The sequence below is a fragment of the Mycobacterium sp. NGS57 genome (assembly GCF_059812405.1).
On sequence record NZ_JCALCP010000005.1, the window covers coordinates 58,625 to 80,844 of the forward strand.

The window sequence follows — 22,220 nt, forward strand, 5'->3', positions numbered from 1 at the left end:
GTGCATTCCCAAATCAGGTGTTTTCACATATCACCAGGTCGCAAACCTCGGGCCACACGCCCAGCGCCCACTCGCCGAATTCGCGGTCGGTCAGCACCACCAGCGCCAGGTCAGCGTCGGGATCCGCCCAGATGAAGCCACCTGCCTGGCCGAAATGGCCGAACGTGCGCGCCGAGTTGCGCGCGCCCGTCCAGTGCGGCGATTTCGCGTCTTTGAGCTCGAATCCCAGTCCCCAGTCGTTGGGCCGCTGCTGGCCGTATCCGGGCAGCACGCCGTCCAGGCCGGGAAATTGCACGGTCGTGGCCTCGGCGTGCAGCTGCGCAGAGACCGTCGTCGGGCGCAGCAGGTCGCCGGCGAAAACGGCCAGGTCGGCGACCGTCGAGGTCGCGCCGAACCCGGCGGCCGCAAAGCCGCCGTCCAGCCGGGTCGCCGCCATGCCCAGCGGCTCGCACACCGCCTCGGCCAGGTAGGCGCCGAATTCGATCCCCGACTCGGCCTGCACCGCCTCGGCCAGCACGGCGAAGCCGTAGTTGGAGTACATCCGCCGGGTGCCGGGCTTGGCCAGCACCCGATCGGAGTGCATGGCCAGGCCCGACGCGTGCGCCAGCAGGTGGCGGATCGTGGCGCCGGGCGGGCCGGCCGGGGTGTCCAGCTCGACGACGCCCTCCTCGACGGCGACGTGCACGGCGCGGGCCACCAGCGGCTTGGTCACCGACGCCAGCTCGAAGACCCGCCCGGTGTCGCCGTGGCTGGCCAGCACCCCGCCGGGCCCGACGACCACGGCGGCGGCGGCCGGCACCGGCCAGTCGTCCAGCACCGCCAGGGCTTTGGACGCGCCCATCACTTCCGGGCGATGTAGTAGCTGTTGATCGGGTCCGACTCGATCTCGACCACCGCGACGTCGTCGAACCCGGCGTCGGCGAGCATCGAGGTGGCCAGCTGCGTGCCCCACGCGGTGCCCAGCCCGGCGCCGTCCAGCGCCAGCGACACCGTCATGCAGTGCATCAGCGACACCGTGTACAGGTAGGTGCTCATCGGGACGCCGACGTTCTCCTCGAGCCGGCTCGACGCCTTGATGTCGGCCATCAGGAAGACCCCGCCGGGTCGCAGCGCGCGGTAGATGTTCTCCAGCACCCGCGCCGGCTGGGCCTGGTCGTGGATGGCGTCGAACACGGTGATGACGTCGTAGGCGTCGCGCTTGTCCAGCTCCGTCAGGTTGTGGCTTTCGAAACTCGCGTTCGTCAGGGCGAGCCGGGCGGCCTCGTCGATCCCCGTGGCGATGGCCTCGTCGGAAAAGTCGATGCCGGTGAACCGGCTGGCCGGGAACGCCCGCGCCATCACGTTGATCGCGTGGCCGCTGCCGCACCCGAAGTCAGCGACGTCGGCGCCGGCGCGCAGGCGGTCGGGCAGGCCGTCGACCAGTGGCAGCACGACGTCGACGAGCGCGATGTCGAACACCGCGGCGCTCTGCTCGGCCATCAGCGCGTGGAAGCGGGGGAACTCGCTGTAGGGCAGCCCGCCGCCGTTTTTGAAGCAGCCGACGATCTTCTGCTCGACCTCGCCGAGCTGCGGCAGGAACATCGCCACCAGGGCCAGGTTGGCCGGCCCGGCCGCGCGGGTGAGCGCGCCGGCGCGGTGGGCGGGCAGCGAGTAGGCGGCGGTGTCGGGGTCGTAGTCGACGACGTGCCCGGTGGTCATGCCGGCCAGCCACTCCCGCACGTAGCGTTCGTTGAGCCCCGCGGCCTCGGCGAGCTGCGCGCTGGTGGCCGACGGAACCTCGGCCAGCGCGTCCAGCAGGCCGGTCTGGTGTCCGATGCTCAGCAGTATGGTGAGGCTCGCGCCGTCGACGGCCGCGACCATTCGCTCGGCGAATTCTTCGGGCGTCTCGGTGGCCGTCACGCTTCGCGACGCTACACCCCAGTAGGTTGTAGTCCATGAGTCAGACAGTGCGGGGAGTGATTTCACGCAGGAAGGGCGAGCCCGTCGAGTTGGTCGACATTGTGGTGCCGGATCCGGGGCCGGGCGAGGCGGTGGTCGATGTCATCGCGTGCGGGGTGTGCCACACCGACCTGACCTATCGCGAGGGCGGCATCAACGACGAGTACCCGTTCCTGTTGGGCCACGAGGCCGCGGGCACCGTCGAGGCCGTCGGGCCCGGCGTAACCGCCGTCGCCCCAGGCGATTTCGTGATCTTGAACTGGCGCGCGGTGTGCGGACAGTGCCGCGCCTGCAAACGCGGGCGCCCGCAGCTGTGCTTCGACACCTTCAACGCCGCACAAAAGATGACCCTGACCGACGGCACCGAGCTCACCCCGGCCCTTGGCATCGGCGCGTTCGCCGACAAGACCCTGGTCGCCGCCAGCCAATGCACCAAGGTCGACCCCGCAGCCGACCCCGCCGTGGCCGGGCTGCTCGGCTGCGGGGTGATGGCCGGAATCGGTGCGGCGATCAACACCGGCGCGGTGACCCGCGACGACACCGTGGCGGTGATCGGCTGCGGCGGCGTCGGGGATGCCGCGATCGCCGGCGCCGCCCTGGTCGGGGCCCGCCAGATCATCGCCGTGGACACCGACAACACCAAACTGGATCTGGCCCGGACCTTCGGCGCCACCCACACCGTCAACGCCCGCGAATTCGACGTCGTGCAAACCATCCAGGACCTCACCGGCGGCTTCGGCGTCGACGTGGCCATCGACGCCGTGGGCCGGCCCGAAACCTGGAAGCAAGCCTTCTACGCCCGCGACCTGGCCGGAACCGTCGTGCTCGTCGGAGTCCCCACCCCCGACATGCAACTCGAGATGCCGCTGGTCGACTTCTTTTCCCACGGCGGCTCGCTCAAATCCTCGTGGTACGGCGACTGCCTGCCCGAACGCGACTTCCCCACCCTCATCGACCTGCACCTGCAGGGCCGGCTGCCCCTGGACAAATTCGTCTCCGAACGCATCGGCCTCGACGACATCGAAGGCGCCTTCCATAAAATGCACGACGGCAAAATCCTGCGCTCGGTGGTGATGCTCTGATGGTCAACATCGACCGCGTCGTCACCCACGGCACCTTCGAACTCGACGGCGGCAGCTGGGAAGTCGACAACAACATCTGGCTCATCGGCGACAACTCCAACGTGGTGGTGTTCGACGCCGCCCACGACGCCGCCCCGATCGTCGAGGCCGTCGCCGGGCGCCACGTGGTCGCGGTGGTGTGCACGCACGGCCACAACGATCACGTCACCGTGGCGCCGGAACTCGGCCAGACGCTCGACGCGCCGGTGCTGCTGCATCCCGGCGACGAGGAGCTGTGGCGAATGACCCACCCGGACAAGGAGTTCCGCTCGATCTCCGACGGCGAGACGCTGTGCGTCGGCGGCGCAAGTCTGCTGGCGCTGCACACTCCGGGCCACTCGCCGGGATCGGTGTGCTGGTATGCCCCCGAGCTGGGCGTGGTGTTCAGCGGCGACACGCTGTTCGCCGGCGGACCGGGCGCGACGGGTCGCTCCTTCTCCGACTTCCCGACGATCCTGCAGTCCATCTCGGAGCGCCTCGGCAAGCTGCCCGGCGACACCGTCGTGCACACCGGCCACGGCGACAGCACCACCGTCGGCGAGGAAATCGTGCACTACGAGGAATGGGTGGTCCGGGGGCACTAAGGCCTAGCCCGCCGAACGTGAAACTGTTGCGAGTTTTCGCGCCGAATTTCGCAACAGCTGCACGCTCGGCGATCCGAAAGCTCAGTACCCGTCGAGGATCCGCTGCTTCTCGGTCTCGAACTCCTCCTCGGTCAGCGCCCCGGAATCCCGCAGCCCCGCCAGCGTTTTGAGCCGCTCGAGGCGGACGCCCTGGTCGCTGGGTTCGTACGCCACCGCGGCCGCCACCACGGCCCGGCGCCGGGTGCGCGAAAGCCACACACCGGACCCGACCGCATCGACCAGGCCCACCACGAACAGCCCGACGAACACCCACACCAAAAAACCGTAGGAACTGTTGTGGCCGAACGCCAGACGCGGGTTGATGTACCCGTTGACCTGGCCGTCGGTGGTCACGGTGTAGGTGCCGCTGACGGGGATCTGCGCCACCCACACGCGCACCCGCGCGTCGTTGTTGACCGTCGTTGTGCTGCCGATGTTTTCGGTCACCGCGGGTTGCGCCACGCCCTCGGGCGGCGCGATCGTGACCCCAAGCGGCGGCACCGGCAACCCGCCGCGCGAACTGCCGATCACGACGGTGTGCAGGCTGACGGTCACCTCACCAGCGGGCAGGTACAAATTCGCCGAGCCCGGGATCGGCACCTCGCCGTAGGCGTTGTACTTGTCCAGCACGAACGCGTTGAGCACCAGGGTGACGATGAAGCCGCCCACCGCCACGACCATCATCACCACGGCGCCGGCCAGCGAAATCTTCGCGAGCCGTCTGCTGTTCATCCAGGCAGTGTGTCACGCAAACGGGCACACTGGGACGGGACTCACACGAAGGGAGTGACACGCATGGCCAACGATCTCGTCGCCACGGTGCCCGATCTGTCGGGCAAGCTGGCAATCGTCACCGGGGCCAACAGCGGGCTGGGGTTCGGGCTGGCGCGGCGGCTGTCGGCCGCCGGCGCCGACGTCGTGATGGCGATCCGCAACCGCGCCAAGGGTGACAAGGCCATCGAGGACATCCGCGCCACCGTCCCCGACGCCAAGCTGAGCATCAAATCCCTCGACCTGTCGTCGCTGGCCTCCGTCGCCGCGCTGGCCGAGCAGCTCAACGCCGAGGGCCGACCGATCGACATCCTGATCAACAACGCCGGCGTCATGACGCCCCCGGACCGCGACACCACCGCCGACGGCTTCGAATTGCAGTTCGGCAGCAACCATCTCGGGCATTTCGCGCTGACCGGTCACGTGCTGCCGCTGTTGCGCGCCGCGCAGGGCGCCCGCGTCGTCTCGCTGAGCAGCCTCGCGGCCCGCCAAAGCGGCAAGATCCACTTCGACGACCCCCAGTTCGAGAAGTCCTACGCCGCCATGTCGGCCTACGGGCAGTCGAAGCTGGCGGTGTTGATGTTCGCCCTCGAACTTGACCGGCGCAGCCGCGCGGCCGGGTGGGGCATCGTGTCCAATGCCGCGCACCCCGGGCTGACCAAGACCAACCTCCAGATCAGCGGCCCGTCGCACGGCCGCGAACGGCCCGCGCTGATGGAGCGGCTGTACAAGACGTCCTGGCGGTTCGCGCCGTTCTTGTGGCAAGAAATCGACGAGGGAATCCTGCCGGCGCTGTACGCGGCCGCCGCCCGGCACGCCGAGGGCGGCGCGTTCTACGGCCCCCGCGGCATCGGCGAGTTGGCCGGCGGCGGGGTCAGGCCGGCCAAGGTGCCCGCGCGCGCCCGTAACGAGGACGACTGCCGGCGACTGTGGGAGCTTTCCGAGCAGCTCACCGGCGTGCGCTACCCGCAACCCGACTGACTATCGTGGGCCCATGCGGCCGGAATCTCGTCTGCCCGAATCAAGCATCGTGGTCCGGCCCGAGCCGCCGGCCAGCGCCACCTACACCCAGTCGTCGCGGCTGCAGGCCGCCGGCCTGGCGCACGCCGTCGCGCTGTTCGAGCGGGCCGCGGAGGAGGTGCCGCTGCCCGCGGCCCCGCAGCCGATCGTCGTCGCCGACTACGGTGCCGCCAACGGGCACAACTCGCTGAAGCCGCTGTCGGCGGGCATCGCGGTGCTGCGCCGGCGCACCCGCGCCGACCACGCGATCCTGGTGACCCACACCGACGTGCCGGACAACGACTTCACGGCGCTGTTCCGGACCCTCGCCGACGACCCGGACAGCTATTTGCACACGGACGCAAAGGGTTTCGCCTCGGCCATCGGCCGGTCGTTCTACGGGCAGATCGTGCCGTCCAACACCGTCAACCTCGGCTGGACGTCGTGGGCCACCCAGTGGGTCAGCCGGATACCGTGCGAGCTCCACGATCACGTGCACGTCGCCCACAGCGGCGACGACGCGGCCCGCGCGGCCTATGCCCACCAGGCCGCCCTGGACTGGCACGACTTCGTGGCGTTCCGCGGGCGGGAGCTGGCCCCCGGCGGGCGGCTGGTGGTGCTGACGCTGGCCATCGACGACGACGGCACCCCCGGCTTCGGGCCGCTGCTCGACGCGATCGTCGCCACGCTGGCGGAACAGGCGCGCGACGGCCTGATCAGCGACGACGAGCGGCGCCGCCTGGCCATCCCCACAGTTGCCCGCGGCGAGAAGGACTTTCGTGCGCCGTTCGCGCCCAGCGGCCGGTTCGAGAGCCTGACTATCGAACATCTCGAGACGTTCAACGCCGAGGACCGATTCTGGGCCAGGCTTCAAACCGACGACGACACAGCGGCTTTCGGCGCGCAGTGGGCGGCGTTCGCACGGGCAGCGCTGTTCGGGGCCCTGGCGAGCGGGCTGGACGGTGGCCCCGACGACCCGCGGGCCGCGGAGTTCGTCGACCAACTCGAGGCGGCCGTCGCCGCGCGCCTGGCCGGCGCGCCCGAGCCGATGCGGATTCCGCTGGCCTCGGTGGTGCTGGTCAAACGCGAGCACTGACGAGAGTTTCGACACGACACCGCGGCGGGTAACCCGGGAGAATACTGCGACTCTCGAGGGGATACGTGCATGAGCGTGCAGGACGACAAAGAGGCTGGTCAAGAAGCCGATCAGCAGGCAACCGACGAGGCCGAGGACCGGCCGCCGACCGAAAAGCCGGAGCCGGACGACGACGACAAGAAGAAGGCCGCCGAGATGATGACGGCCTACGAGGAGCGGCCCACCGTGGTGCTGCCCGGCTCGGCCGCGATGGTCACCGGTACGGCGGTCAACGACTGGCTGGACGACGAGGGCAACCCGAAAACCGAGGCGCCCGAGGGCTCAGACGCAAACGCCCAGACCGACAGCGACCGGGACGAGGAAGCGTACAAGGAACAGGTCGAGAAGGACAAGGCGCTCAACGACCAACTGCGCGAGGCCGCCGCGGCCGACAACAAGGGCGAAAAAAGCTGAGCCGCAAGCTGTTTCAGCGAGGACCGAGCTGGCTGATCAACGTCGGGATCTCGGGCAGGCCGGGAATCGGCTCGTTGATCCCCGGGATCGGCGGCAGGGCCGGAAGCTCGGGGATCTCGGGGATACGCGGGATGCGAAGGCCTGGCGCCACGGGTCTGACGGCCGGTTCCGGGGCGAGCGGCGCCGGAGCGACCGTCTCCTGCTGAGCCTCCGGCGGCGCGGGCGGTTCCGTCGTCGCCGGTGGGCTCTCCTCGGCGCTGGGCGGGGGTTGCACCGCCGGCCGGGGCACGGCAGTGCTGACCGCCGGCGGGGTCGGCTTGGTCGCAGGCCGGCTTCCGGAGCCCAAGGCGATCGCTGCCGCGGCGCCCGCGGCCAGCAAAAGCGCCACCAAACCGCCGATGATCAGCAGCGCGGGCCTGCGTCGACGAGACTCGGGATCCGCGGCCGGGGGCTCCGGGTGTTCGCTCTGCTCATCCTGCTCAGCCTTGACGGCCGGACGAGCGGAAGTGCGGGCCTGCGGCCAGGCCAGCGCGGAGGTGTCGAGCACCGGGCCCTCGGTGGTCGCGGCCGCCGCGGGGCTGGTCGGCGCGGGGCTGGTCGGCGCGGGACTGGTCGGCGTCAGCATCCGCGCCGCGGCCGTCGCCGCGGCGGGAATCAGCGCGGTGGGGCTGTCGTCCCCCGCATCCTGGGCCGCGCGCACGCTGGCGCCCAGCGCGGCCGTCAGGTGCGGGCGCGGCGTCGTGATCACCGGCACCCGAAGATGTGCCGACAGCGTCGTGGTGACCGTCGGCATGCTCGCCCCGCCTCCCGCCGCGACCACTGCGGCCAGATCGCGAATCCCGTTGCGCCGCAACGTATCGTCCAGCACATCGACGAAGGTGGTCAGTGACCCGCGGATCGCCTCGTCGAGATCGGCCCGGCCGAGCCGGACGGGCGGTTCGTCGGCGACGGTGGCCACCGTGCCCGACGACAGCTGCTCCTTGGCGCCGCGGCACCCGGTGCGGAGCCGGCTCAACGAGCCGACCGTGTTCGACAGGCTGTCCACGACGGCGGTCAATAAGATCTGGTCGATCATGTCGCCGGAGAAGTCGTGGTGCCGCACGGTCGGTGCCACGGGCCGGCCGGCCGCGTCCATCAGCGTGATGCTGGTGCCGCTGCCGCCGAAGTCGCACACGGCCACGGTCCCGCGGGCCGGTAGGCCCGGATTCGCCCGCACCGCGGCCAGCGCCGCGGCCGCATCGGGGATCAGCAACAGCGGCCGCGCGCGGTGCGACCATTCGGCCACCCGGCCCAGCGCGTCGCCCAGCGCGTCGACCGCCCTCGCGGACCAATGGGCCGGATAGCTCACCGCCACGGCGTCGGGCAGGGGCCGGCCGGCGGCGGCGTAGGCCAGCGCCCGCAACCCATCGGCGACCAGGGCCTCGCTGCGATGCGCCGAGCCGTCGGCCGCCACGATCCCCACCGGATCGCCGACCCGGTTCACGAAATCGGTGACGACCAGTCCCGGCTCGTCGAGCCTGGAGTTCTCCGACGGCACGCCGACCTCGGGCGGGCGTTGGCGGTAGAGCGTGAGAACGGGCTTGCGGGTGATCGCGACGTCATCGGTCACGGCCGCCAGGTTGGTGGCGCCGATCGACAAGCCCAGCGCGGTTCTTGCTCTGTCGGCCATCTACTCAATCCCCCGTATGCGGCGGCACCCGCCCCATTGTGCCGCCAAAAGCTGTTTCCCATCCAAGCGTTAGCTATGCGTCAGCTGTACGACCCGCTCAGCGGATGGCGCCCTCCCCGGCGATCAGCGGCAGGTCGAGTGGGGTCACCCAACCCGGCCGCAGGTCGTTGACCGCCGGCACGGCGTTGAGCGCACGCATCCCCGTCGCCAGGCACCCGGCCGTCGCCGCATCGCGGCCCGAGCCGTCGGTGAACCGGAACGCGGTCTCCTGGAAGATGCTCGGCGTCCCCTCGATCTCGACGCGATAGACGTCGTTGTCGTGCCCCGACGGCCAGTCGGGCGCGGCGTCGAGCCCGATGCGGTTGACGTGTTCGAGCTGGATGCGCGTCTCACCCCGGTAGACCCCGTTGATGGTGAACCGGACCGCGGCGACGTGCCCGGGCTTGATGACTCCCTTGGCCGTGGTGCGCTCCGTCGGGGTCACCCACTTGTCCCACGTGGTGGTGATCTCGTCGAGCATGATGCCCGCGGCGTGGGCGATCATCGGGACGGTGGCGCCCCACGCGAAGACCAACATGTTGGTGTCCTCGAGCATCGGGCTGTATTCGGGCTCCCGGCCGATGCCCATCTCGACCTCGTAGTCGCCCTCGTAGTTGGTGTAGTCCAACAACTCCGACGCGCGCACCCGCCGGATCTCCGAGCACAGCCCCATCAGCGTCATCGGGAACAGGTCGTTGGCGAACCCGGGGTCGATGCCGGTGGTGAAGCAGGACGACTCGCCCAGCTCGCAGGCCTCGGTGATGGGCGCGATCCAGTTCGGCGGGTTGAGGTGCATCGTCGGCCAGACCCACGGCGTCATCGCCGTGGAGCACACGTCGATGCCGGCCCGCAGGAACCGGGTGATCAGCTTGATGTTGTCCTTGGCGTGCAAGGCCGTCGGGCCGTAATGCACCAGCGCGTCGGGCTCGAGCGCGATCAGCGCGTCGACGTCGTCGGTCGCGGTGACGCCCACCGGATCGGGCAGCCCGCAGATGTCGCCGACGTCGCGGCCCACCTTGCTCGGATTGCTGACGCCGACGCCCACCAGCTCGAACAGGGGGTGCTTGACGATCTCGGCGATCACCATCCTGCCGACGAAGCCGGTGCCCCAGACCACCACACGCTTTGAGCCGCTTTCGGACATGCTCGCCTTCCGCTCCATAAGCCCCCGGTTCACCCTAGACCGGGCGACGTCCGTGGTGACACGATGTGAAACATGACCAATCATCTGCGCCGGCCCGCGATCCTGTTCGCGATCGGCATCGGGCTCGCGAACGCGTGCGGTGTGGCGGGTGCGGCGCCGCCGGACAACCCGCGCGTCCGCTACGAGGTGAGCGGCCCGGGCGTCGCCGAATTCATTTCGTACCAGACCGACAACGGCCAGCAGCGCGCGGTGAACGCGCAGCTGCCGTGGTCGACGCAGTTCACCTCCTTCGGCGGGCAGGTGTTCGTGGTCAGCGCCCAGGGGGCGGGACCCATCAGGTGCAAGATCCTGCTCGACGGCAACGACGTGAGCGACGCGACGGCGACGGTGGGCGCGCCCGCCAGAACCGTGTGCACCCACTAGGTCCGCCGGTGCCGCTCACGACCGGAATCGCGACTCGGGTCAACGGGACGCCGCCGCCCGAGATCCCGCTCGCCGACATCCATCTCGAGTCGCTGGAGTTCTGGAGCCTCGACGACGACGTGCGCGACGGCGCCTTCGCCACCTTGCGCCGCGAGGCCCCGATCTCGTTCTGGCCCGCGATCCAGATGGAGGGGTTCGAGTCGGGAACCGGGTATTGGTCGCTGACCAAGCTTGACGACGTACATTTCGCCAGCCGCCATCCGGACATCTTCAGTTCCGCGGGCGGGATCACGATCAACGACCAGACCCCGGAGCTGGCCGAGTATTTCGGTTCCATGATCGTGCTCGACGATCCGCGGCATCAGCGGCTGCGCTCGATCGTCAGCCGGGCGTTCACGCCAAAGGTGGTGGCGCGCATCGAGGCATCGGTGCGCGAGCGGGCCCACCGCCTGGTCAGCTCGCTGATCGCCAATCATCCCGACGGCGAGGCCGACCTGGTCAGCGAGCTCGCCGGGCCGCTGCCGTTGCAGATCATCTGCGACATGATGGGCATCCCCGAGGAAGACCACCAGCGCGTATTCCATTGGACCAACGTGATTCTCGGGTTCGGCGATCCCGACCTGACGCTGGACTTCGAGGAGTTCATGCAGGTGTCGATGGACATCGGCGCCTACGCCAGCGCGCTGGCCGAGGATCGGCGATCCAACCACCACGACGACCTGACCACCAGCCTGGTGGAGGCCGAGGTGGACGGCGACCGGCTGACGTCGCAGGAGATCGCGTCGTTCTTCATCCTGCTGGTGGTGGCCGGCAACGAGACGACACGCAACGCGATCAGCCACGGCGTGCTGGCGCTGTCGCGCTACCCATCGGAGCGCGAAAAGTGGTGGGCCGACTACGACGGTGTGGCGCCCACCGCGGTCGAGGAGATCGTGCGGTGGGCCTCGCCGGTGGTGTACATGCGGCGCACCCTGACCCGCGACATCGAGTTGAGCGGGATCAAGATGGCCGCGGGCGACAAGGCCGCGCTGTGGTACAACTCGGCCAACCGCGACGAGTCAAAGTTCGCCAACCCCTGGGCTTTCGACGTCACCCGCGACCCCAACCCGCATCTCGGCTTCGGCGGCGGCGGAGCGCATTTCTGCCTGGGCGCCAACCTGGCCCGCCGCGAGATCCGGGTCGTCTTCGACGAGTTGCGGCGCGAGATCCCCGACATCGTCGCCGTCGAGGAACCGGCGCGCCTGCTGTCGCAGTTCATCCACGGCATCAAGCGGTTGCCGGTCGCCTGGACCCCGCCTTCCTGATCTTCGGCGAGCAGACACAAAAGCACCCTTTCGCGCGGCGTGTCGGGTGCTTTTGCGTCTGCTCGGCAAGCCATACGCTGACGAGCGTGAGCACTCCCCCCATTCCCGCGTTTCCCGCTCCCGAGGTGCTGGCCGCGCGCCAGAAGCTCGTGCTCGACCACTTCCACGACGAGGTCCGCCACGCCTGGGACGACGTGCTGGCGACCTTCCCGCACCCGCGCTACGAGCTGATCCCGCAAATGGTCGTTCACGACGGCGACGAGGCCGTGCGCGGCTACTACGTCTACACGCGGACCGCGTTCCCCGACCAGGACCACGAGATCATCGCGCTGCGGCACAGCGCCGACGCGGTGATCGTCGAGTTCTGGCTGATGGGCACCCATCGCGGCTACCTCGGCAAGGTTCCGCCCACCGGCGGTCGCTTCCGGGTCCGGATGACCGCCTACTTTGTGTTTGACGAGACGGAAACGCTTGTCTGCGAACGCATTTACTTCGATACCCTGACGATGATCAAACAGCTGCTGGGTGGGCTGGACATGAAGAAGCCGGCGAACTGGTTGCTGGCCGCGCGCTGCGTGCGCGGGTTCCTGTCGATGTCCTCGGAAAAGCCGGACCCGGCACTTGCTACCAGCTGAGCTGGTCGGCCAGGTCGAGGAAGTCGGACGCGTTGACGTCGAACTCGTCGGAGTAGGCGACGTCGACGTCACCGTCGACCCCGAACTCCAGCGGGCGCGCGACGAAGGCTGTCGCGAAGCCGAGGTCACCCGCGGCGCGGATGTCGTACTTGTGGCTGGCCACCATCATGATCTCGGCGGGCGGCAGGCCGAGATAGGTCGCGGCCATGCGATAGATCGCCGCGTCGGGCTTGAACACCCCGGCCATCTCCGCGGCGAAAACCGCGTCCCAGGGCAGGCCCGCACGCTTGGAGAGGTTGACCACCGCTGACACGTCGGCGTTCGACAGCGTGGCCAACGTGTAGACGCCCTTCAGCCGGGTCAGCCCGGGCAGCACGTCCGGCCACGGCCTCAGCCGCTGCCAGGCCAGCGTGAGCTCGTCGCGGTCGGCGTCCGGGAATCCCGTGATGCCGCAGTCGGCCAAGACGGTATCCAGGGTGCGGCGATACACCGAGTGCACCGATACCCACTCATCGCGCGGGACCTCGAGCGCCGCGAAATAGCCGGCGCGCCAACGACGCACCACGTCGGGCCAAACCGAGTCCGGGTGCCGCCCCGCGCTGATCCTTTTCGCCTCGTCGCACACGGTCGAATGAAAATCCGTCGCCGTGCCCTGCACGTCGAACAACAGCGCCTTGATCATTCGCCGCGCCCCCGCGCGAGCCAAACGGTATGGCCGCCGCAGTCGGGATCCTCGACGACGTGCGCGACGACGTCGAAGCCGTTGTCGCGCAACAGCCGGCGATACTCGTCGCCGTCCAGGCTGGCGTGGTACAGCGGCTCGCCCCGGTAGCTACCCACCCGCTCGCCGGCCGACGGGCCGCTGGTGAACAGCAGCGCGGCACCGGGCGCGGTGTGGCGGGCGAAGATCGCGAACATCCGGCGCTGATCGTCCTGCGTTAGATGAAAGAAGCTGTCCCAGGCCATGATTGCATCAAAAGCCCGGTCAAGGCCCAGCTCGCGCATGTCGGCGACGTGCCAGTCGTGGCCGGGGAACCGCTCGGCGCACATCGCGATCATCGCGCCCGACGCGTCCACCCCGGTCACCCGGCAGCCGCGTTCGACGAGATAGCGGGCCATCGGAACGCCGCTGCCGCAGCCGATGTCGAGCAGGGTGGGCTCGTCGGGAAGCAGCGCGAGAAACCGGTCCAGCCAGACCTTTTCGACCAAATGTTCGCCCCGGTCACGCGACCACGCGATCGCGTGGCGCTCATAGAGGTCGACGACCCGGTCGGCGGCGGACTCCACCGGTCGACGCTAACCGGCCCTGGCGCTCAGGTACGCGACGATCCCCTGGACGACGGCGTCGGCGTACCGCGCCCGACCGTCGGCGCTTTCCATCCGCGCGGCGTCTTCGGCGTTCTTCATGTTGCCCAGCTCGACGAGGACCGCCGGGTACTCGGCCAGGTTCAGCCCGGCCAGGTCGGCGCGCCCGTACAGGCCATCGGAGCCGATGTAGGTGGCCGGGTGAAAGCCGGCGTGCGCCAACGCGTCCCGCATCGTGTGGGCCAGCTCGATGGCGGGCCCGGAGTGGGCGTCGTTGAGGGGCGGGCTGGAGTAGTTCACGTGAAAGCCGGAGCCGGACGGCGGCCCGCCGTCGGCGTGGATGCTCACGATCGCGTCGGGGTGCATCGCGTTGGCCCGCGCCGCCCGTTCGTCCACGCAAGGCCCGGCCGAGCCGTCGTCGGCCCGCGACAGCTGCGTGCGAACGCCCCTGTCGTTGAGCGCGCCGCCGATCAGCCCGACCACCGCCCACGTGAACGCATGCTCGGGATAACCGTCGTCGGTGGCGGTGCCCGAGGTGTTGCACAGCTTGGTGCCGCCGCGGCCGGTGGGGACCTGTCGCGTGATCGAGGCGTCGTTGACCGCGTTGTGGCCCGGGTCGAGGAAGACCCCCATGCCCGCGATGCCGGCGCCCGCCCGTGGGGCGGCGATCAGCCCTCCGATGCCGAGCACCGCCGGCGCGACGGCGGCGTACCGCAAGGCGTCGCGCCGCGTCAGGTTCACGCGCGTGATCGTAGTCGCTGCACCTGCTGGCGGGCCGGATAGAGGTAGTGCATGAGCTCGGCACCCTCGGCGCCGTAGATGCCGCGGTCGTCGCCGCGCAGCACCCAGTTGTGCTGCTGATCGGCGCGGGCGGCGATCGCGGCCAGGTGGGCCGCGCGCAGCTTGGCGCGTCTGCGGTTGTCGCGCGCGATCGCCCGGACCACGAAGAACAGGCCGACCAGGGCCGCGGCTCCGACGATCCACCAGATCAACTTGATGATGACCCAGATGACCAGCATCGCCACCACGAACGCGCCGAACCCGCCACCCGAGCCCGCCCTGGACTTGCTCATGCCCGAAAGATACGCCGCTCTACCGACAACGGCGGGCCCTTGTCGGGGCCACCCTGACGTCGTACGGTTTGTCAGGACCAGCCTGACAACTGGGGGTGTCGATGAGTCCCACAGCCAACGCGACCGCGCAGATCTGGTGTTCGTTCTGCGGCAAGTCCAACACCGATGTCGACAAGCTGGTGGCCGGGCCGGGCGTGCAGATCTGCAACGAATGTATCGACCTGTCGCAGGCCATCATCGACGAGTATCGCGAGAAGCCGAACGAGCTTCGGCTGCCGATCTGGGACGCCATGAGCGACGAGCAGATGCTCGACCACGTCCCCCGCATCGCGGTGGTGGCCCAGCAGGTCGAGGCCGACCTGCGCGCCTGGGTGCGCGAGCTGCGCCGGCGCGGGTTCACCTGGTCGAAAATCGGCCAGACGCTGGGCATCACGCGGCAGTCGGCGTGGGAGCGATTCTCCGGCGAATAGGTTTAGGTCAACGCCTGAGTCGCGGCGCGGAACATAGTCTGCTTGATCGCGCCGAGCGTGCCGGGGTCCTTGCCGGCCGACGGCCGCAGCAGGTCGGTGGCCGCGCCGGTCACCTCACCCTCGGCCGCGGTGGCGTCGACGATGCCGTACTCGGCCGCCTCGAGCCCGCCGAAACGCCGCCCGGTGGTCATCGAGGCGACCGCGGCCCGCGGCGTGAGCTTGGCCTGGATCAGCGCGGCCATCCCATCCGTGAACGGAATGCGGATGTCGACCTCGGGAAAGCAGAAGTAGCCCCGGTCGGCGCGCATCGTCCGCACGTCGTGGGCGATGGCGAGCATGGCGCCCGCGCCGAAGGCGTGCCCGGTGATCGCCGCGGCCGTCGGCGCCGGGAACGTCAGGACACGCGCCAACAGCGCATGCACCCGTCCGATGTAGGCCTGTGTCTGCTCGGCGTGGGCGGCAAGCCAGTCCAGGTCCAGCCCGTTGGTGTAGAACTTGTCGCCCCCGGTGGTAACCAGGCCGTGCGCGCCGGCCTTTTCGACGTCGTCGAGTTGGTCGTTGACGGTGTCCAGGAACTCCGGCGAGAACCGGTTTTCATCCTCGCCGAGGTCGAGGACGGCGATCTTGCCGTCCCAGCTCAGGGTCGGTGCCATGGGTGCTTCCTTTCTGTCGTTTGCGTTTTGGCAATGGCGGTGCGCCGACGGCCAGGACGGCGCGGACGGCGGCCGCCAGACGTTCGCGCGCGTCCGGGTCGTCGATTCGGTTGCGGCGCAGCAGGATCGCGGTCGGCAGGTCGACGACGCAGGCGGTGATGACGTCGACGGCCGCCGCGTCCTTGCGATCCCACAGGCCGCGGGCCAGCCGGATCATGGACTCCACCAGCAGCCGGTCCAGGTCGCGCAGTTGCGCGGCGATCTCGTTCGGTGTCTCGGGCCCCGGGAGTTCCTCGCGGCGTACGGTCAGCAGCAGCTGCGAGGAGTGCGGATGGGTCTCGGCGAACACCGCCGGCGCCCCGGCCGCCGCCACCACCGCGGCAACGCCTTCGGGTGCGGCATCGATCAATTCGCCTTGCGCGGCGAGGAATCGGTGCCCGGCGCGCAGCCAGGCGTGGCCCACCAGGCCCGCGCGCGAACCGAACGTGTGATAGACCGCGCCGTTGGAGACGCCGATCGCGTCGCCGAGCGCCCGGATCGTGACCGCCGCGGGTCCGGACTGCACCGCCAACCGCTCGACCGCATCGAGGATCCGGTCCTGGTCATACACGCGGGGACGTGGCACTTCGGCAGCATAACAGAGCGTACGCTCTGTTAGAAACCATACTAAAAGGTATGTTACGGTCGACGGCATGTCCGTGGTAGAAACTCAGCCAATGCACGGGATCCCAGACGAATTCGTCAAGCGGCTCGCCGAGCGCGCCGAGGAGGCCGAGCGGCTGCGCCGGCTGCCCGCGGCGACGGTCGCCGAGTTCCGGCAGACCGATCTGTTCCGGCTGCTGCTTCCCACGCGCTTCGGCGGCCTGCAGGCGCCGTTTCCCGAACTGCTGCAACCCATCCGGCTGATGGCGCACGGGTGTGCGTCCAGTGCGTGGACGCTGGGGTTCTATGCGCTGCACAACTGGATGCTGTCGCTGTTCGATCCGCGGACGCAGGAGGAGGTGTTCGCCTCGGGCCCGGTGCTCGCGCCGGCTCCCCTGGCCCCGACCGGGCGCGGCACCCCGGCGGACGGCGGGGTGCGCCTGACCGGCCGGTGGGCGTGGGCGACGGGCGCGATGGACGCGGACTGGATGATCGTCGGGGCGCTCGTCGAGCGGCCCGACCGCATCGATCCGGTGCTCGCGGTGGTGCCCGCCGAGCAGGTCGAGGTCGTCGACACCTGGTACACGGCGGGCATGCGTGGCACCGGTTCTCACGACATCGTCCTCACCGACGCCCTGGTCCCCGAGCACCGCATCGTCGCGGTGGCCGACATCTACGGCGGGACCGCGCCGGGGGCGGGCTTTCACGACGCGCCGACGTACCGGTGGCCGCTGGTGCCGGCGCTGGCGCTGACGGCGTCGATGCCGGTGCTCGGCGCCGCCGAGCGGGTGACCGAGTTGTTCGCCGGGCGCCTCGGCGAACGCGTCCTGGCCTATAGCGGTGTGGCGCAAAAGGATCAGCCGTCCGCGCAGATCCGGCTCGCCGACGCGCGGGTGCGGCTGCGGGCGCTGCGGGCGCTGGTGGCCGAGACGACCGCCGGCATCGAGCGTCTCGTCGCGGCCGGCGAGCGGGTGGGTCGCGCGGTGCGGGCCGACGCGCGGGTGGCGGCCGCCCACACGGTGCACGAGAGCCGGGCGATCATCGCCGACCTGCTGGAGGCCTCGGGTGCCAGCGCGCAGTTTCTGTCGAACCCGTTGCAGCGTTTCAAGCGCGACGTGGACATCGCGTCCGGGCACGTCGTGTTCGACTACGACATGGCCCGAGAGTTGGCGGGCGCGTTGGCGATTGGCGCGAAGATCTCGCCGATCGCGATGGTCTAGTCGGCCAGCATCAGGTCCAGGAACCGTTCGCGCTGGGTCGCCCGCTGCGCCTCGGCGGCCGAGCCGGCCAGGTGCAGCAGCCCGATCCCGGCCGCGAACGTCAGCTCTGCGCGCAGCCTGGCGTCGGCGGAGCTGAACCCGTAGTCGCTGTACGCCTTGGCGACCGCGCGCAGCAGCCGGCGGTCGGCGGCGTGGATGTTGGCGGCCGCGGCCGGGTCGGTGCGCGCCCATTCGCGCATCGCGCGTTCGAGCATCCAGTGCTGCGGGCTCACCAGTGCAATCATCATGGCGGACAACCGGTCCCGCGGGGGCAACGCGTCAAGATCGGCCAGCGATTGCCGGTCGCGCTCCAAAAACGTGTTCCACGAGTCGACGAGGGCGGCGCGAAAGCTGCCCATGTCCTCGAAGTGCCAGTAGAAGCTGCCGCGGGTGACACCGACCTGCTCGCAGAGGCGGTCGACCTTGAGCGCGCGCACCCCGTGCTCGGCGAGCAAGGTGTAGCCGGCCTCCAGCCACTGTTCGACCGTCAGACGGCTATTCGTGGCCACCGGGTCAGATTACTTGTGGCCGTTGGTGTGTCCTCAACCGATTGCGGATATGCGCGTTTTCGCGATCCACGGCACGAAGCGGGCGATCAACGCGTCCACGCGTTCTCGCTCGTGGTCCGGACGTAGCCGGCCGCTGCGGCTCAGGGAGACGAGCCCATGCAGTGCGGCCCAGAACACCTCGGCGAGGGTGTCGGGGTCTTCGGTGATCGGGTCCATCGCCTGGCGCAGTTCGGCGAAGCCGGCAACCAGCGCGGGTGGGGTGTCCGCTTCGGCGAAGCGCAGCGTGGTGCCGGCGGTGAACATCGCGTCGTAGACGGCGGGGTTGTCCCGGGCGAAGTCGAGGTAGGCGTACGCCAGGCGGGCGAGCACGTCGGCGGGCTTTCGGGCGTCGGCGCGCGCCGCGCGGGTACGGCCGGCCAGCTCGGCGAAGCCGTCGAGCGCGACGGCGGCGGCGATCTCGTCCATGCCCGCGAAGTGTTTGTAGAGCACGGGTTGGCTGTATTCGATCTCGGTCGACAGCCGCCGCGTGGTGACGGCGTCCCAGCCCTCGGCCTCCGCGACCCGGCGGGCGGTGTCGACGATCAGTTGACGGCGCGCGGCGCGCTCCCGGGAACGGCGGTCTTCGTTGGGCATCTCCGTATTTTAGCATCGCTAGATTTTCTAGCAACGCTATTGACAGCCGCCTGTCGTGGGGTTAGCATTGCTAACATGACTGGTACCGGAGAACGGCTCGCCCATGCCTACCTGGGGATGCTCAACGATCACGACGCGGATAGGGTCGACGGCTTCGTGGCCGGCGACTACCGCAATCACAACGCGTTCGTCGCCGACGGCCGCGAGGCCAACCGGCAGTTCTGGGCGTCGTTTTTCGCGGCATTCCCCAACCTGACCGCGACCATGGAGGATCTTGTCGTCTCGGGCGATCGGGTGGTCGGCCGCTTCGTCTACCGCGGCAGCCACCGCGGCGACTTCATGGGGATCCCGGCCACCGGGCGGCCAATCGAGATGCGGTCCATCGATATCTGGCGCGTCGCCGACGACATGTTCGCCGAGCACTGGGACGAGCTCAACACCCTGGAGCTTTTTCGGCAGCTGGGGGCGGCGTGACCGAGTTGGCCCGGGTGGCCGCGGTGCTTGCCGTGCTGGGCACCGCGGTGGTGTTCGGCACCGATGCATTCTGCGCGATGGTGCAGCGACCGGCGTTGGCGCGCATCGACGATCGGGCGCTCGTCGCGGTGATGGGCAGTGTGCACCGTTACGGTGACCGGCGCATGCCGCTGCCGGGAGTGGTCGGGGTGGTGTGCGCGTCGGTGAGCGCTTTGGCCGCGGCTGCGGCGGGCCGATGGACCGCGGCAGCCCTCGCGGGCGCGGCGGTCGCACTGCTGCTGGTCTGGCTCGGGCTGTACCTGCGGGTGAGCGCTCCGATCAACCGGCAACTGACGGCCGCGGCCGAAGCTCACAGTGTGCCGGCGAACGCCCGTGCGCTGCAATCGGACTGGGACCGCATCATCAATGTCCGCGCTGCGCTACAGGGCGTTGCCGTTTGTGCGCTGTGCGTCGCCCTCATGATGTGACGGCCCGCTCATCGCGAGGGAGCTCAGCCCACCTTTTCCAGGCGGAAGGGCATCGTGATCACCAGCGCCTTGTTGATGCCGCAGGCACCGCTGTCGCCGACGGTCTTGTCGAAGCCGGCGAGAATCGTCGAACCCTGTGAAACCCAGCCCTTTTCGTCGACCGGATAGAACCGGTAGATCTGATGCCCGGTGCGCGCCGACCCGTCGGGGCAGGGCTCCCAGTTGGGGATGTCGCGCTTGACGACGTACTCGCTGCCGTGGATGCCGACGTCGGCGCTCCAGCCGAGATCGCTGGTGACCCGTCCGGTGCATTCGACGGGCGTGCTGCAGGTCATGGTGACCGTCCAGGTGCTGCGGACGCTGGCCTCGTCGCGGTAGATCTCGTTGGTTTGCGCCCACTGGCCGTTCGACGTGGCGAGGTAGGTTCCGTTGAGTCCCCACTCGTCGCCGGAGGCCGCCGCGGGAGGCGCCGCGAGCGCCAACGCCACCGCCGGGACCGCCGCCACCATCATCCGCAACACCGCTGACCGCCTAGGAAATTGGCGTGAACCGCAGGTGCAGTTCGTTGAGCCCGCGCAGGATGTAGCTCTGGGCGTAGGTATAGCGACGATCGGCCTCCGAGCCGTGTTTGGTTTCGTCCACCCGGATGTCGCCCATCCGGTCGAGGATGCGCTCGAGGGAGACCTTGCCCTCGACGCGGGCGAGCGGCGCGCCGGGGCAGGTGTGCACACCGCGCGCGAACGCGATCTGCTCGCGGACGTTGCCGCGGTCGAGGCGGAACTCGTGCGGGTCGTCAAAACGCCTGGGGTCGCGGTTGATTGCGCCCGGGGCGACCATGACGGTGGTGCCGGCCGGGATGTCGACGCCGCCCACGCAGGTCGACCTGCGCGCCAGCCGGAACGTGGTCTTGACCGGGCTTTCCATCCGCAGCGTCTCCTCGATGAACGCGGGGATCAGGCTGCGGTCGTCGCGCAACGCCTGCTGCAGATCGGGCCGGTCGCACAGGATTCGCAGCGCGGCGCCCAGCAGCTTGGCGGTCGTTTCCTGGCCGGCGCCGAACAGGAATGTGGCCGTGCGCACGACGTCGACGACCTCCGGCGTCGACCCGTCCGGATACTTCGCGGCCGCAAGCTCACTGAGCACGTCGCCGCGCGGCTCGCGGCGGCGGTCCTCGATGTAGAAGCTGAACTTCTCGTCGAGGAAGTCCAGCGGGTTGATCGCGGCGGGGTCGTGCTCCAAATTGCCCACGGTGTGCGAATTCCCGAATACCGCGCGGAATTCCGCGTGGTCGGCCTCGGGCACGCCGAGCAGGTTGGCGACGGCCAGCAGCGCGTAGGGCTTCGAATACGCCTCGAGGAACTCGCATTCGCCGTCTTTGACGAACTCGTCGAGCTGCTGGTCGGCCAGCCGACGCAGGAAGTCCTGATTCTCCTTCAGCCGCGCGGGCGTCAGCAGGCGGCTCAGCACCGACCGGGCCCGGGTGTGCTCGGGCGGGTCCATGGTCACCATGTGCTCGTGCAGCGGCATGCGAGCGCGGTGCTGCTCTATCTGGCCGTTGATGTCGTCGCCGGCCGGTTCGAACGGCAACGGCGGAAACGGCCCGCCCACGGCGATGCAGCTGGAGTACGAGTCGACGTCCTTGTACAGCGCCATGGCCTCGTCGTAGCCGGTGATGGCGACGACGCCGTGGTGCGGCTCCCGGACCACGGGGCCCTGTCCGCGCAGGTAGTCGAAATAGGGATGAGGATCGGGAACGAACGTCGGGTCGGTGAAGAAGTCCAGCGCCTCAAAGTCGTTCATACGCAACCTTTCCCGTGCGGTCGACGGTCATGCGGGCGACGCCCCCAGCGCCATCCTGCAGAACTGCCAGATGCTTTCCTTGATGTGATTCAGGTCATCGTCGGGCCTGGCCGCATAGGCGTAGTAGTGGTAGGTCGCGCGCAGCAGCTCGACGATGAACCAGACGTCGGACTCGGGATTGCGCGGGTGCAGCAGCCCGCGGTCGGTGGCGCTTTTGACCTCGGTGAGCATCAGCTCCAGGAGCGGCTTCCCGGCCTCGGCCAGCTCCTTGGGGAAGATGCGGTGCAGGTGCCAGTGCGTGGAGACGACGAACCGCATGCCGCCGGCGCCGCCGTTGTCGAACTGTTCGAGCGGCGCGGTGATGTAAAACCGCAACCGCTCCATGGGATCCGAAATGCCGGCGGCGGCCTCCGACCAGCGCTCGCAGGCCTCGGTCATCGCGTCCCCGATCACCGCCAGCAGCAGCTCATCCTTGGACGCGAAGTAGCGGTAGAAGGTCTGCAACGCGACGCCGGCCTCGACGACCAGATCCTGGGTGGTGAAGTCGCCCTTGTCCCGGATGAGCCGCTGGGCGGCGTCGAGCATCAGCCGCACCTGGTTGGCGATGCGCGTGCGCGAGCGCTGCACGGCGGCAGACCGATCGACTGCGCGCTCCACCCAGGACTCCGACGGAACCGTCACCGCGACTCCTAAACGCCAGTAACAGTAGAACGATATTCT

The 22,220-nt window shown here is 69.4% G+C and carries 28 protein-coding genes; 12 read left to right on the forward strand and 16 right to left on the reverse strand.

What is annotated here, in order from left to right:
* Nucleotides 1-13: 13 nt before the first annotated feature.
* Together AC5Y43_RS11200 and AC5Y43_RS11205 are read right to left on the reverse strand one after the other, a co-directional pair.
* Nucleotides 14-841 carry a serine hydrolase domain-containing protein gene (locus AC5Y43_RS11200; protein ID WP_499972317.1) on the reverse strand — a complete coding sequence of 276 codons (828 nt, stop codon included), beginning with the start codon at nt 839-841 and terminating at the stop codon, nt 14-16.
* Entirely contained in the window at nt 841-1,860 is a 1,020-nt protein-coding gene (locus AC5Y43_RS11205; protein WP_499972839.1) for a methyltransferase domain-containing protein, read from the reverse strand. Before AC5Y43_RS11205 ends, AC5Y43_RS11200 begins: the two co-directional genes overlap by 1 nt.
* 74 nt (nt 1,861-1,934) lie before the next feature.
* On the opposite strand from AC5Y43_RS11205, the gene AC5Y43_RS11210 reads away from it, so the two are divergent.
* Together AC5Y43_RS11210 and AC5Y43_RS11215 are read left to right on the forward strand one after the other, a co-directional pair.
* Nucleotides 1,935-3,020 carry an S-(hydroxymethyl)mycothiol dehydrogenase gene (locus AC5Y43_RS11210; protein WP_499972319.1) on the forward strand — a complete coding sequence of 362 codons (1,086 nt, stop codon included), beginning with the start codon at nt 1,935-1,937 and terminating at the stop codon, nt 3,018-3,020.
* Nucleotides 3,020-3,643 carry an MBL fold metallo-hydrolase gene (locus tag AC5Y43_RS11215; RefSeq protein ID WP_499972321.1) on the forward strand — a complete coding sequence of 208 codons (624 nt, stop codon included), beginning with the start codon at nt 3,020-3,022 and terminating at the stop codon, nt 3,641-3,643. The genes AC5Y43_RS11210 and AC5Y43_RS11215 overlap by 1 nt, the downstream gene beginning before the upstream one ends.
* 81 nt (nt 3,644-3,724) lie before the next feature.
* On the opposite strand, the gene AC5Y43_RS11220 is transcribed toward AC5Y43_RS11215, so the two are convergent.
* Nucleotides 3,725-4,414, reverse strand: coding sequence for an SHOCT domain-containing protein (locus AC5Y43_RS11220; RefSeq protein WP_499972322.1), 690 nt, complete (start codon nt 4,412-4,414; stop codon nt 3,725-3,727).
* Between the two features lie 63 nt (nt 4,415-4,477).
* Here AC5Y43_RS11220 and AC5Y43_RS11225 point away from each other — a divergent pair, with 63 nt between their 5' ends.
* From AC5Y43_RS11225 to AC5Y43_RS11235, 3 genes are all read left to right on the forward strand, one after another.
* On the forward strand, nt 4,478-5,434 hold the full coding sequence (locus tag AC5Y43_RS11225; protein WP_499972324.1) for an SDR family oxidoreductase: 957 nt from the start codon (nt 4,478-4,480) through the stop codon (nt 5,432-5,434).
* A 13-nt stretch (nt 5,435-5,447) separates the two neighbouring features.
* A complete protein-coding gene (locus AC5Y43_RS11230; RefSeq protein WP_499972326.1) occupies nt 5,448-6,548 on the forward strand; it encodes a class I SAM-dependent methyltransferase in 1,101 nt (366 codons plus the stop codon).
* A 69-nt stretch (nt 6,549-6,617) separates the two neighbouring features.
* Entirely contained in the window at nt 6,618-7,001 is a 384-nt protein-coding gene (locus tag AC5Y43_RS11235) for a hypothetical protein (protein ID WP_499972328.1), read from the forward strand.
* A 13-nt stretch (nt 7,002-7,014) separates the two neighbouring features.
* Here the strand turns inward: AC5Y43_RS11235 and AC5Y43_RS11240 are convergent, their stop codons facing one another.
* Entirely contained in the window at nt 7,015-8,670 is a 1,656-nt protein-coding gene (locus AC5Y43_RS11240; protein ID WP_499972330.1) for an Hsp70 family protein, read from the reverse strand.
* A gap of 97 nt (nt 8,671-8,767) precedes the next feature.
* The gene (locus AC5Y43_RS11245; RefSeq protein WP_499972331.1) at nt 8,768-9,853 is read right to left on the reverse strand and encodes an NAD(P)H-dependent amine dehydrogenase family protein; all 1,086 of its coding nucleotides are present in this window, start codon (nt 9,851-9,853) and stop codon (nt 8,768-8,770) included.
* A 72-nt stretch (nt 9,854-9,925) separates the two neighbouring features.
* Here AC5Y43_RS11245 and AC5Y43_RS11250 point away from each other — a divergent pair, with 72 nt between their 5' ends.
* The 3 genes from AC5Y43_RS11250 (at nt 9,926) to AC5Y43_RS11260 (ending at nt 12,215) form a co-directional block, all read left to right on the forward strand.
* Nucleotides 9,926-10,276 (forward strand): MmpS family transport accessory protein, encoded by a 351-nt coding sequence (locus AC5Y43_RS11250; protein ID WP_499972334.1) that lies wholly within the window; start codon nt 9,926-9,928, stop codon nt 10,274-10,276.
* Between the two features lie 8 nt (nt 10,277-10,284).
* On the forward strand, nt 10,285-11,580 hold the full coding sequence (locus AC5Y43_RS11255; protein ID WP_499972336.1) for a cytochrome P450: 1,296 nt from the start codon (nt 10,285-10,287) through the stop codon (nt 11,578-11,580).
* Between the two features lie 86 nt (nt 11,581-11,666).
* Complete coding sequence (locus AC5Y43_RS11260; protein WP_499972338.1) at nt 11,667-12,215, forward strand: ester cyclase; 549 nt, start codon at nt 11,667-11,669, stop codon at nt 12,213-12,215.
* On the opposite strand, the gene AC5Y43_RS11265 is transcribed toward AC5Y43_RS11260, so the two are convergent.
* Genes AC5Y43_RS11265 through AC5Y43_RS11280 form a run of 4 tightly spaced genes read right to left on the reverse strand, consistent with a single transcriptional unit; the run spans nt 12,205 to nt 14,593 of the window.
* Complete coding sequence (locus tag AC5Y43_RS11265) at nt 12,205-12,897, reverse strand: haloacid dehalogenase type II (protein WP_499972339.1); 693 nt, start codon at nt 12,895-12,897, stop codon at nt 12,205-12,207. The two genes, AC5Y43_RS11260 and AC5Y43_RS11265, sit on opposite strands and share 11 nt — an antisense overlap.
* Complete coding sequence (locus AC5Y43_RS11270; RefSeq protein WP_499972341.1) at nt 12,894-13,502, reverse strand: class I SAM-dependent DNA methyltransferase; 609 nt, start codon at nt 13,500-13,502, stop codon at nt 12,894-12,896. Before AC5Y43_RS11270 ends, AC5Y43_RS11265 begins: the two co-directional genes overlap by 4 nt.
* A gap of 9 nt (nt 13,503-13,511) precedes the next feature.
* Nucleotides 13,512-14,255 carry an Rv3717 family N-acetylmuramoyl-L-alanine amidase gene (locus AC5Y43_RS11275; protein WP_499972841.1) on the reverse strand — a complete coding sequence of 248 codons (744 nt, stop codon included), beginning with the start codon at nt 14,253-14,255 and terminating at the stop codon, nt 13,512-13,514.
* Nucleotides 14,256-14,257: 2 nt separating this feature from the next.
* Entirely contained in the window at nt 14,258-14,593 is a 336-nt protein-coding gene (locus AC5Y43_RS11280) for a hypothetical protein (RefSeq protein ID WP_499972342.1), read from the reverse strand.
* A 101-nt stretch (nt 14,594-14,694) separates the two neighbouring features.
* Between AC5Y43_RS11280 and AC5Y43_RS11285 the strand changes: the two genes are divergently transcribed.
* The gene (locus AC5Y43_RS11285) at nt 14,695-15,063 is read left to right on the forward strand and encodes a ClpX C4-type zinc finger protein (RefSeq protein WP_499972344.1); all 369 of its coding nucleotides are present in this window, start codon (nt 14,695-14,697) and stop codon (nt 15,061-15,063) included.
* A 2-nt stretch (nt 15,064-15,065) separates the two neighbouring features.
* On the opposite strand, the gene AC5Y43_RS11290 is transcribed toward AC5Y43_RS11285, so the two are convergent.
* On the reverse strand, nt 15,066-15,716 hold the full coding sequence (locus AC5Y43_RS11290; protein WP_499972345.1) for an enoyl-CoA hydratase-related protein: 651 nt from the start codon (nt 15,714-15,716) through the stop codon (nt 15,066-15,068).
* Nucleotides 15,658-16,341: a TetR/AcrR family transcriptional regulator gene (locus tag AC5Y43_RS11295; RefSeq protein ID WP_499972346.1), complete on the reverse strand. Its 684-nt coding sequence runs from the start codon at nt 16,339-16,341 to the stop codon at nt 15,658-15,660. The genes AC5Y43_RS11290 and AC5Y43_RS11295 overlap by 59 nt, the downstream gene beginning before the upstream one ends.
* A gap of 67 nt (nt 16,342-16,408) precedes the next feature.
* On the opposite strand from AC5Y43_RS11295, the gene AC5Y43_RS11300 reads away from it, so the two are divergent.
* Nucleotides 16,409-17,578 (forward strand): acyl-CoA dehydrogenase family protein, encoded by a 1,170-nt coding sequence (locus AC5Y43_RS11300; protein ID WP_499972347.1) that lies wholly within the window; start codon nt 16,409-16,411, stop codon nt 17,576-17,578.
* On the opposite strand, the gene AC5Y43_RS11305 is transcribed toward AC5Y43_RS11300, so the two are convergent.
* Together AC5Y43_RS11305 and AC5Y43_RS11310 are read right to left on the reverse strand one after the other, a co-directional pair.
* The gene (locus AC5Y43_RS11305) at nt 17,575-18,126 is read right to left on the reverse strand and encodes a TetR/AcrR family transcriptional regulator (protein ID WP_499972349.1); all 552 of its coding nucleotides are present in this window, start codon (nt 18,124-18,126) and stop codon (nt 17,575-17,577) included. The two genes, AC5Y43_RS11300 and AC5Y43_RS11305, sit on opposite strands and share 4 nt — an antisense overlap.
* Before the next feature lie 33 nt (nt 18,127-18,159).
* Complete coding sequence (locus tag AC5Y43_RS11310) at nt 18,160-18,759, reverse strand: TetR/AcrR family transcriptional regulator (protein ID WP_499972351.1); 600 nt, start codon at nt 18,757-18,759, stop codon at nt 18,160-18,162.
* Nucleotides 18,760-18,834: 75 nt separating this feature from the next.
* Between AC5Y43_RS11310 and AC5Y43_RS11315 the strand changes: the two genes are divergently transcribed.
* Nucleotides 18,835-19,233 (forward strand): ester cyclase, encoded by a 399-nt coding sequence (locus AC5Y43_RS11315; protein ID WP_499972353.1) that lies wholly within the window; start codon nt 18,835-18,837, stop codon nt 19,231-19,233.
* Nucleotides 19,230-19,700: a DUF1772 domain-containing protein gene (locus AC5Y43_RS11320; protein ID WP_499972355.1), complete on the forward strand. Its 471-nt coding sequence runs from the start codon at nt 19,230-19,232 to the stop codon at nt 19,698-19,700. Before AC5Y43_RS11315 ends, AC5Y43_RS11320 begins: the two co-directional genes overlap by 4 nt.
* 23 nt (nt 19,701-19,723) lie before the next feature.
* On the opposite strand, the gene AC5Y43_RS11325 is transcribed toward AC5Y43_RS11320, so the two are convergent.
* The 3 genes from AC5Y43_RS11325 to AC5Y43_RS11335 are packed head-to-tail and all read right to left on the reverse strand — an operon-like array spanning nt 19,724 to nt 22,127.
* Complete coding sequence (locus AC5Y43_RS11325; protein WP_499972357.1) at nt 19,724-20,212, reverse strand: Rv2253/PknI dimerization domain-containing protein; 489 nt, start codon at nt 20,210-20,212, stop codon at nt 19,724-19,726.
* A gap of 19 nt (nt 20,213-20,231) precedes the next feature.
* A complete protein-coding gene (locus AC5Y43_RS11330) occupies nt 20,232-21,500 on the reverse strand; it encodes a cytochrome P450 (RefSeq protein ID WP_499972360.1) in 1,269 nt (422 codons plus the stop codon).
* 27 nt (nt 21,501-21,527) lie between these two features.
* Nucleotides 21,528-22,127 (reverse strand): TetR/AcrR family transcriptional regulator, encoded by a 600-nt coding sequence (locus tag AC5Y43_RS11335; RefSeq protein ID WP_499972842.1) that lies wholly within the window; start codon nt 22,125-22,127, stop codon nt 21,528-21,530.
* Nucleotides 22,128-22,220: the final 93 nt, after the last annotated feature.

Bases quoted from the DNA above. Each gene is read 5' to 3' on its own strand.
- AC5Y43_RS11235 (WP_499972328.1), top strand. From the start codon at position 6,618: ATGAGCGTGCAGGACGACAAAGAGGCTGGTCAAGAAGCCGATCAGCAG.
- AC5Y43_RS11215 (WP_499972321.1), top strand. From the start codon at position 3,020: ATGGTCAACATCGACCGCGTCGTCACCCACGGCACCTTCGAACTCGAC.
- AC5Y43_RS11290 (WP_499972345.1), bottom strand. From the start codon at position 15,716: ATGGCACCGACCCTGAGCTGGGACGGCAAGATCGCCGTCCTCGACCTC.
- AC5Y43_RS11240 (WP_499972330.1), bottom strand. From the start codon at position 8,670: ATGGCCGACAGAGCAAGAACCGCGCTGGGCTTGTCGATCGGCGCCACC.
- AC5Y43_RS11200 (WP_499972317.1), bottom strand. From the start codon at position 841: ATGGGCGCGTCCAAAGCCCTGGCGGTGCTGGACGACTGGCCGGTGCCG.
- AC5Y43_RS11265 (WP_499972339.1), bottom strand. From the start codon at position 12,897: ATGATCAAGGCGCTGTTGTTCGACGTGCAGGGCACGGCGACGGATTTT.
- AC5Y43_RS11220 (WP_499972322.1), bottom strand. From the start codon at position 4,414: ATGAACAGCAGACGGCTCGCGAAGATTTCGCTGGCCGGCGCCGTGGTG.
- AC5Y43_RS11330 (WP_499972360.1), bottom strand. From the start codon at position 21,500: ATGAACGACTTTGAGGCGCTGGACTTCTTCACCGACCCGACGTTCGTT.
- AC5Y43_RS11210 (WP_499972319.1), top strand. From the start codon at position 1,935: ATGAGTCAGACAGTGCGGGGAGTGATTTCACGCAGGAAGGGCGAGCCC.
- AC5Y43_RS11285 (WP_499972344.1), top strand. From the start codon at position 14,695: ATGAGTCCCACAGCCAACGCGACCGCGCAGATCTGGTGTTCGTTCTGC.
- AC5Y43_RS11315 (WP_499972353.1), top strand. From the start codon at position 18,835: ATGACTGGTACCGGAGAACGGCTCGCCCATGCCTACCTGGGGATGCTC.
- AC5Y43_RS11250 (WP_499972334.1), top strand. From the start codon at position 9,926: ATGACCAATCATCTGCGCCGGCCCGCGATCCTGTTCGCGATCGGCATC.
- AC5Y43_RS11205 (WP_499972839.1), bottom strand. From the start codon at position 1,860: ATGGTCGCGGCCGTCGACGGCGCGAGCCTCACCATACTGCTGAGCATC.
- AC5Y43_RS11245 (WP_499972331.1), bottom strand. From the start codon at position 9,853: ATGTCCGAAAGCGGCTCAAAGCGTGTGGTGGTCTGGGGCACCGGCTTC.
- AC5Y43_RS11280 (WP_499972342.1), bottom strand. From the start codon at position 14,593: ATGAGCAAGTCCAGGGCGGGCTCGGGTGGCGGGTTCGGCGCGTTCGTG.
- AC5Y43_RS11300 (WP_499972347.1), top strand. From the start codon at position 16,409: ATGTCCGTGGTAGAAACTCAGCCAATGCACGGGATCCCAGACGAATTC.
- AC5Y43_RS11225 (WP_499972324.1), top strand. From the start codon at position 4,478: ATGGCCAACGATCTCGTCGCCACGGTGCCCGATCTGTCGGGCAAGCTG.
- AC5Y43_RS11310 (WP_499972351.1), bottom strand. From the start codon at position 18,759: ATGCCCAACGAAGACCGCCGTTCCCGGGAGCGCGCCGCGCGCCGTCAA.
- AC5Y43_RS11325 (WP_499972357.1), bottom strand. From the start codon at position 20,212: ATGATGGTGGCGGCGGTCCCGGCGGTGGCGTTGGCGCTCGCGGCGCCT.
- AC5Y43_RS11230 (WP_499972326.1), top strand. From the start codon at position 5,448: ATGCGGCCGGAATCTCGTCTGCCCGAATCAAGCATCGTGGTCCGGCCC.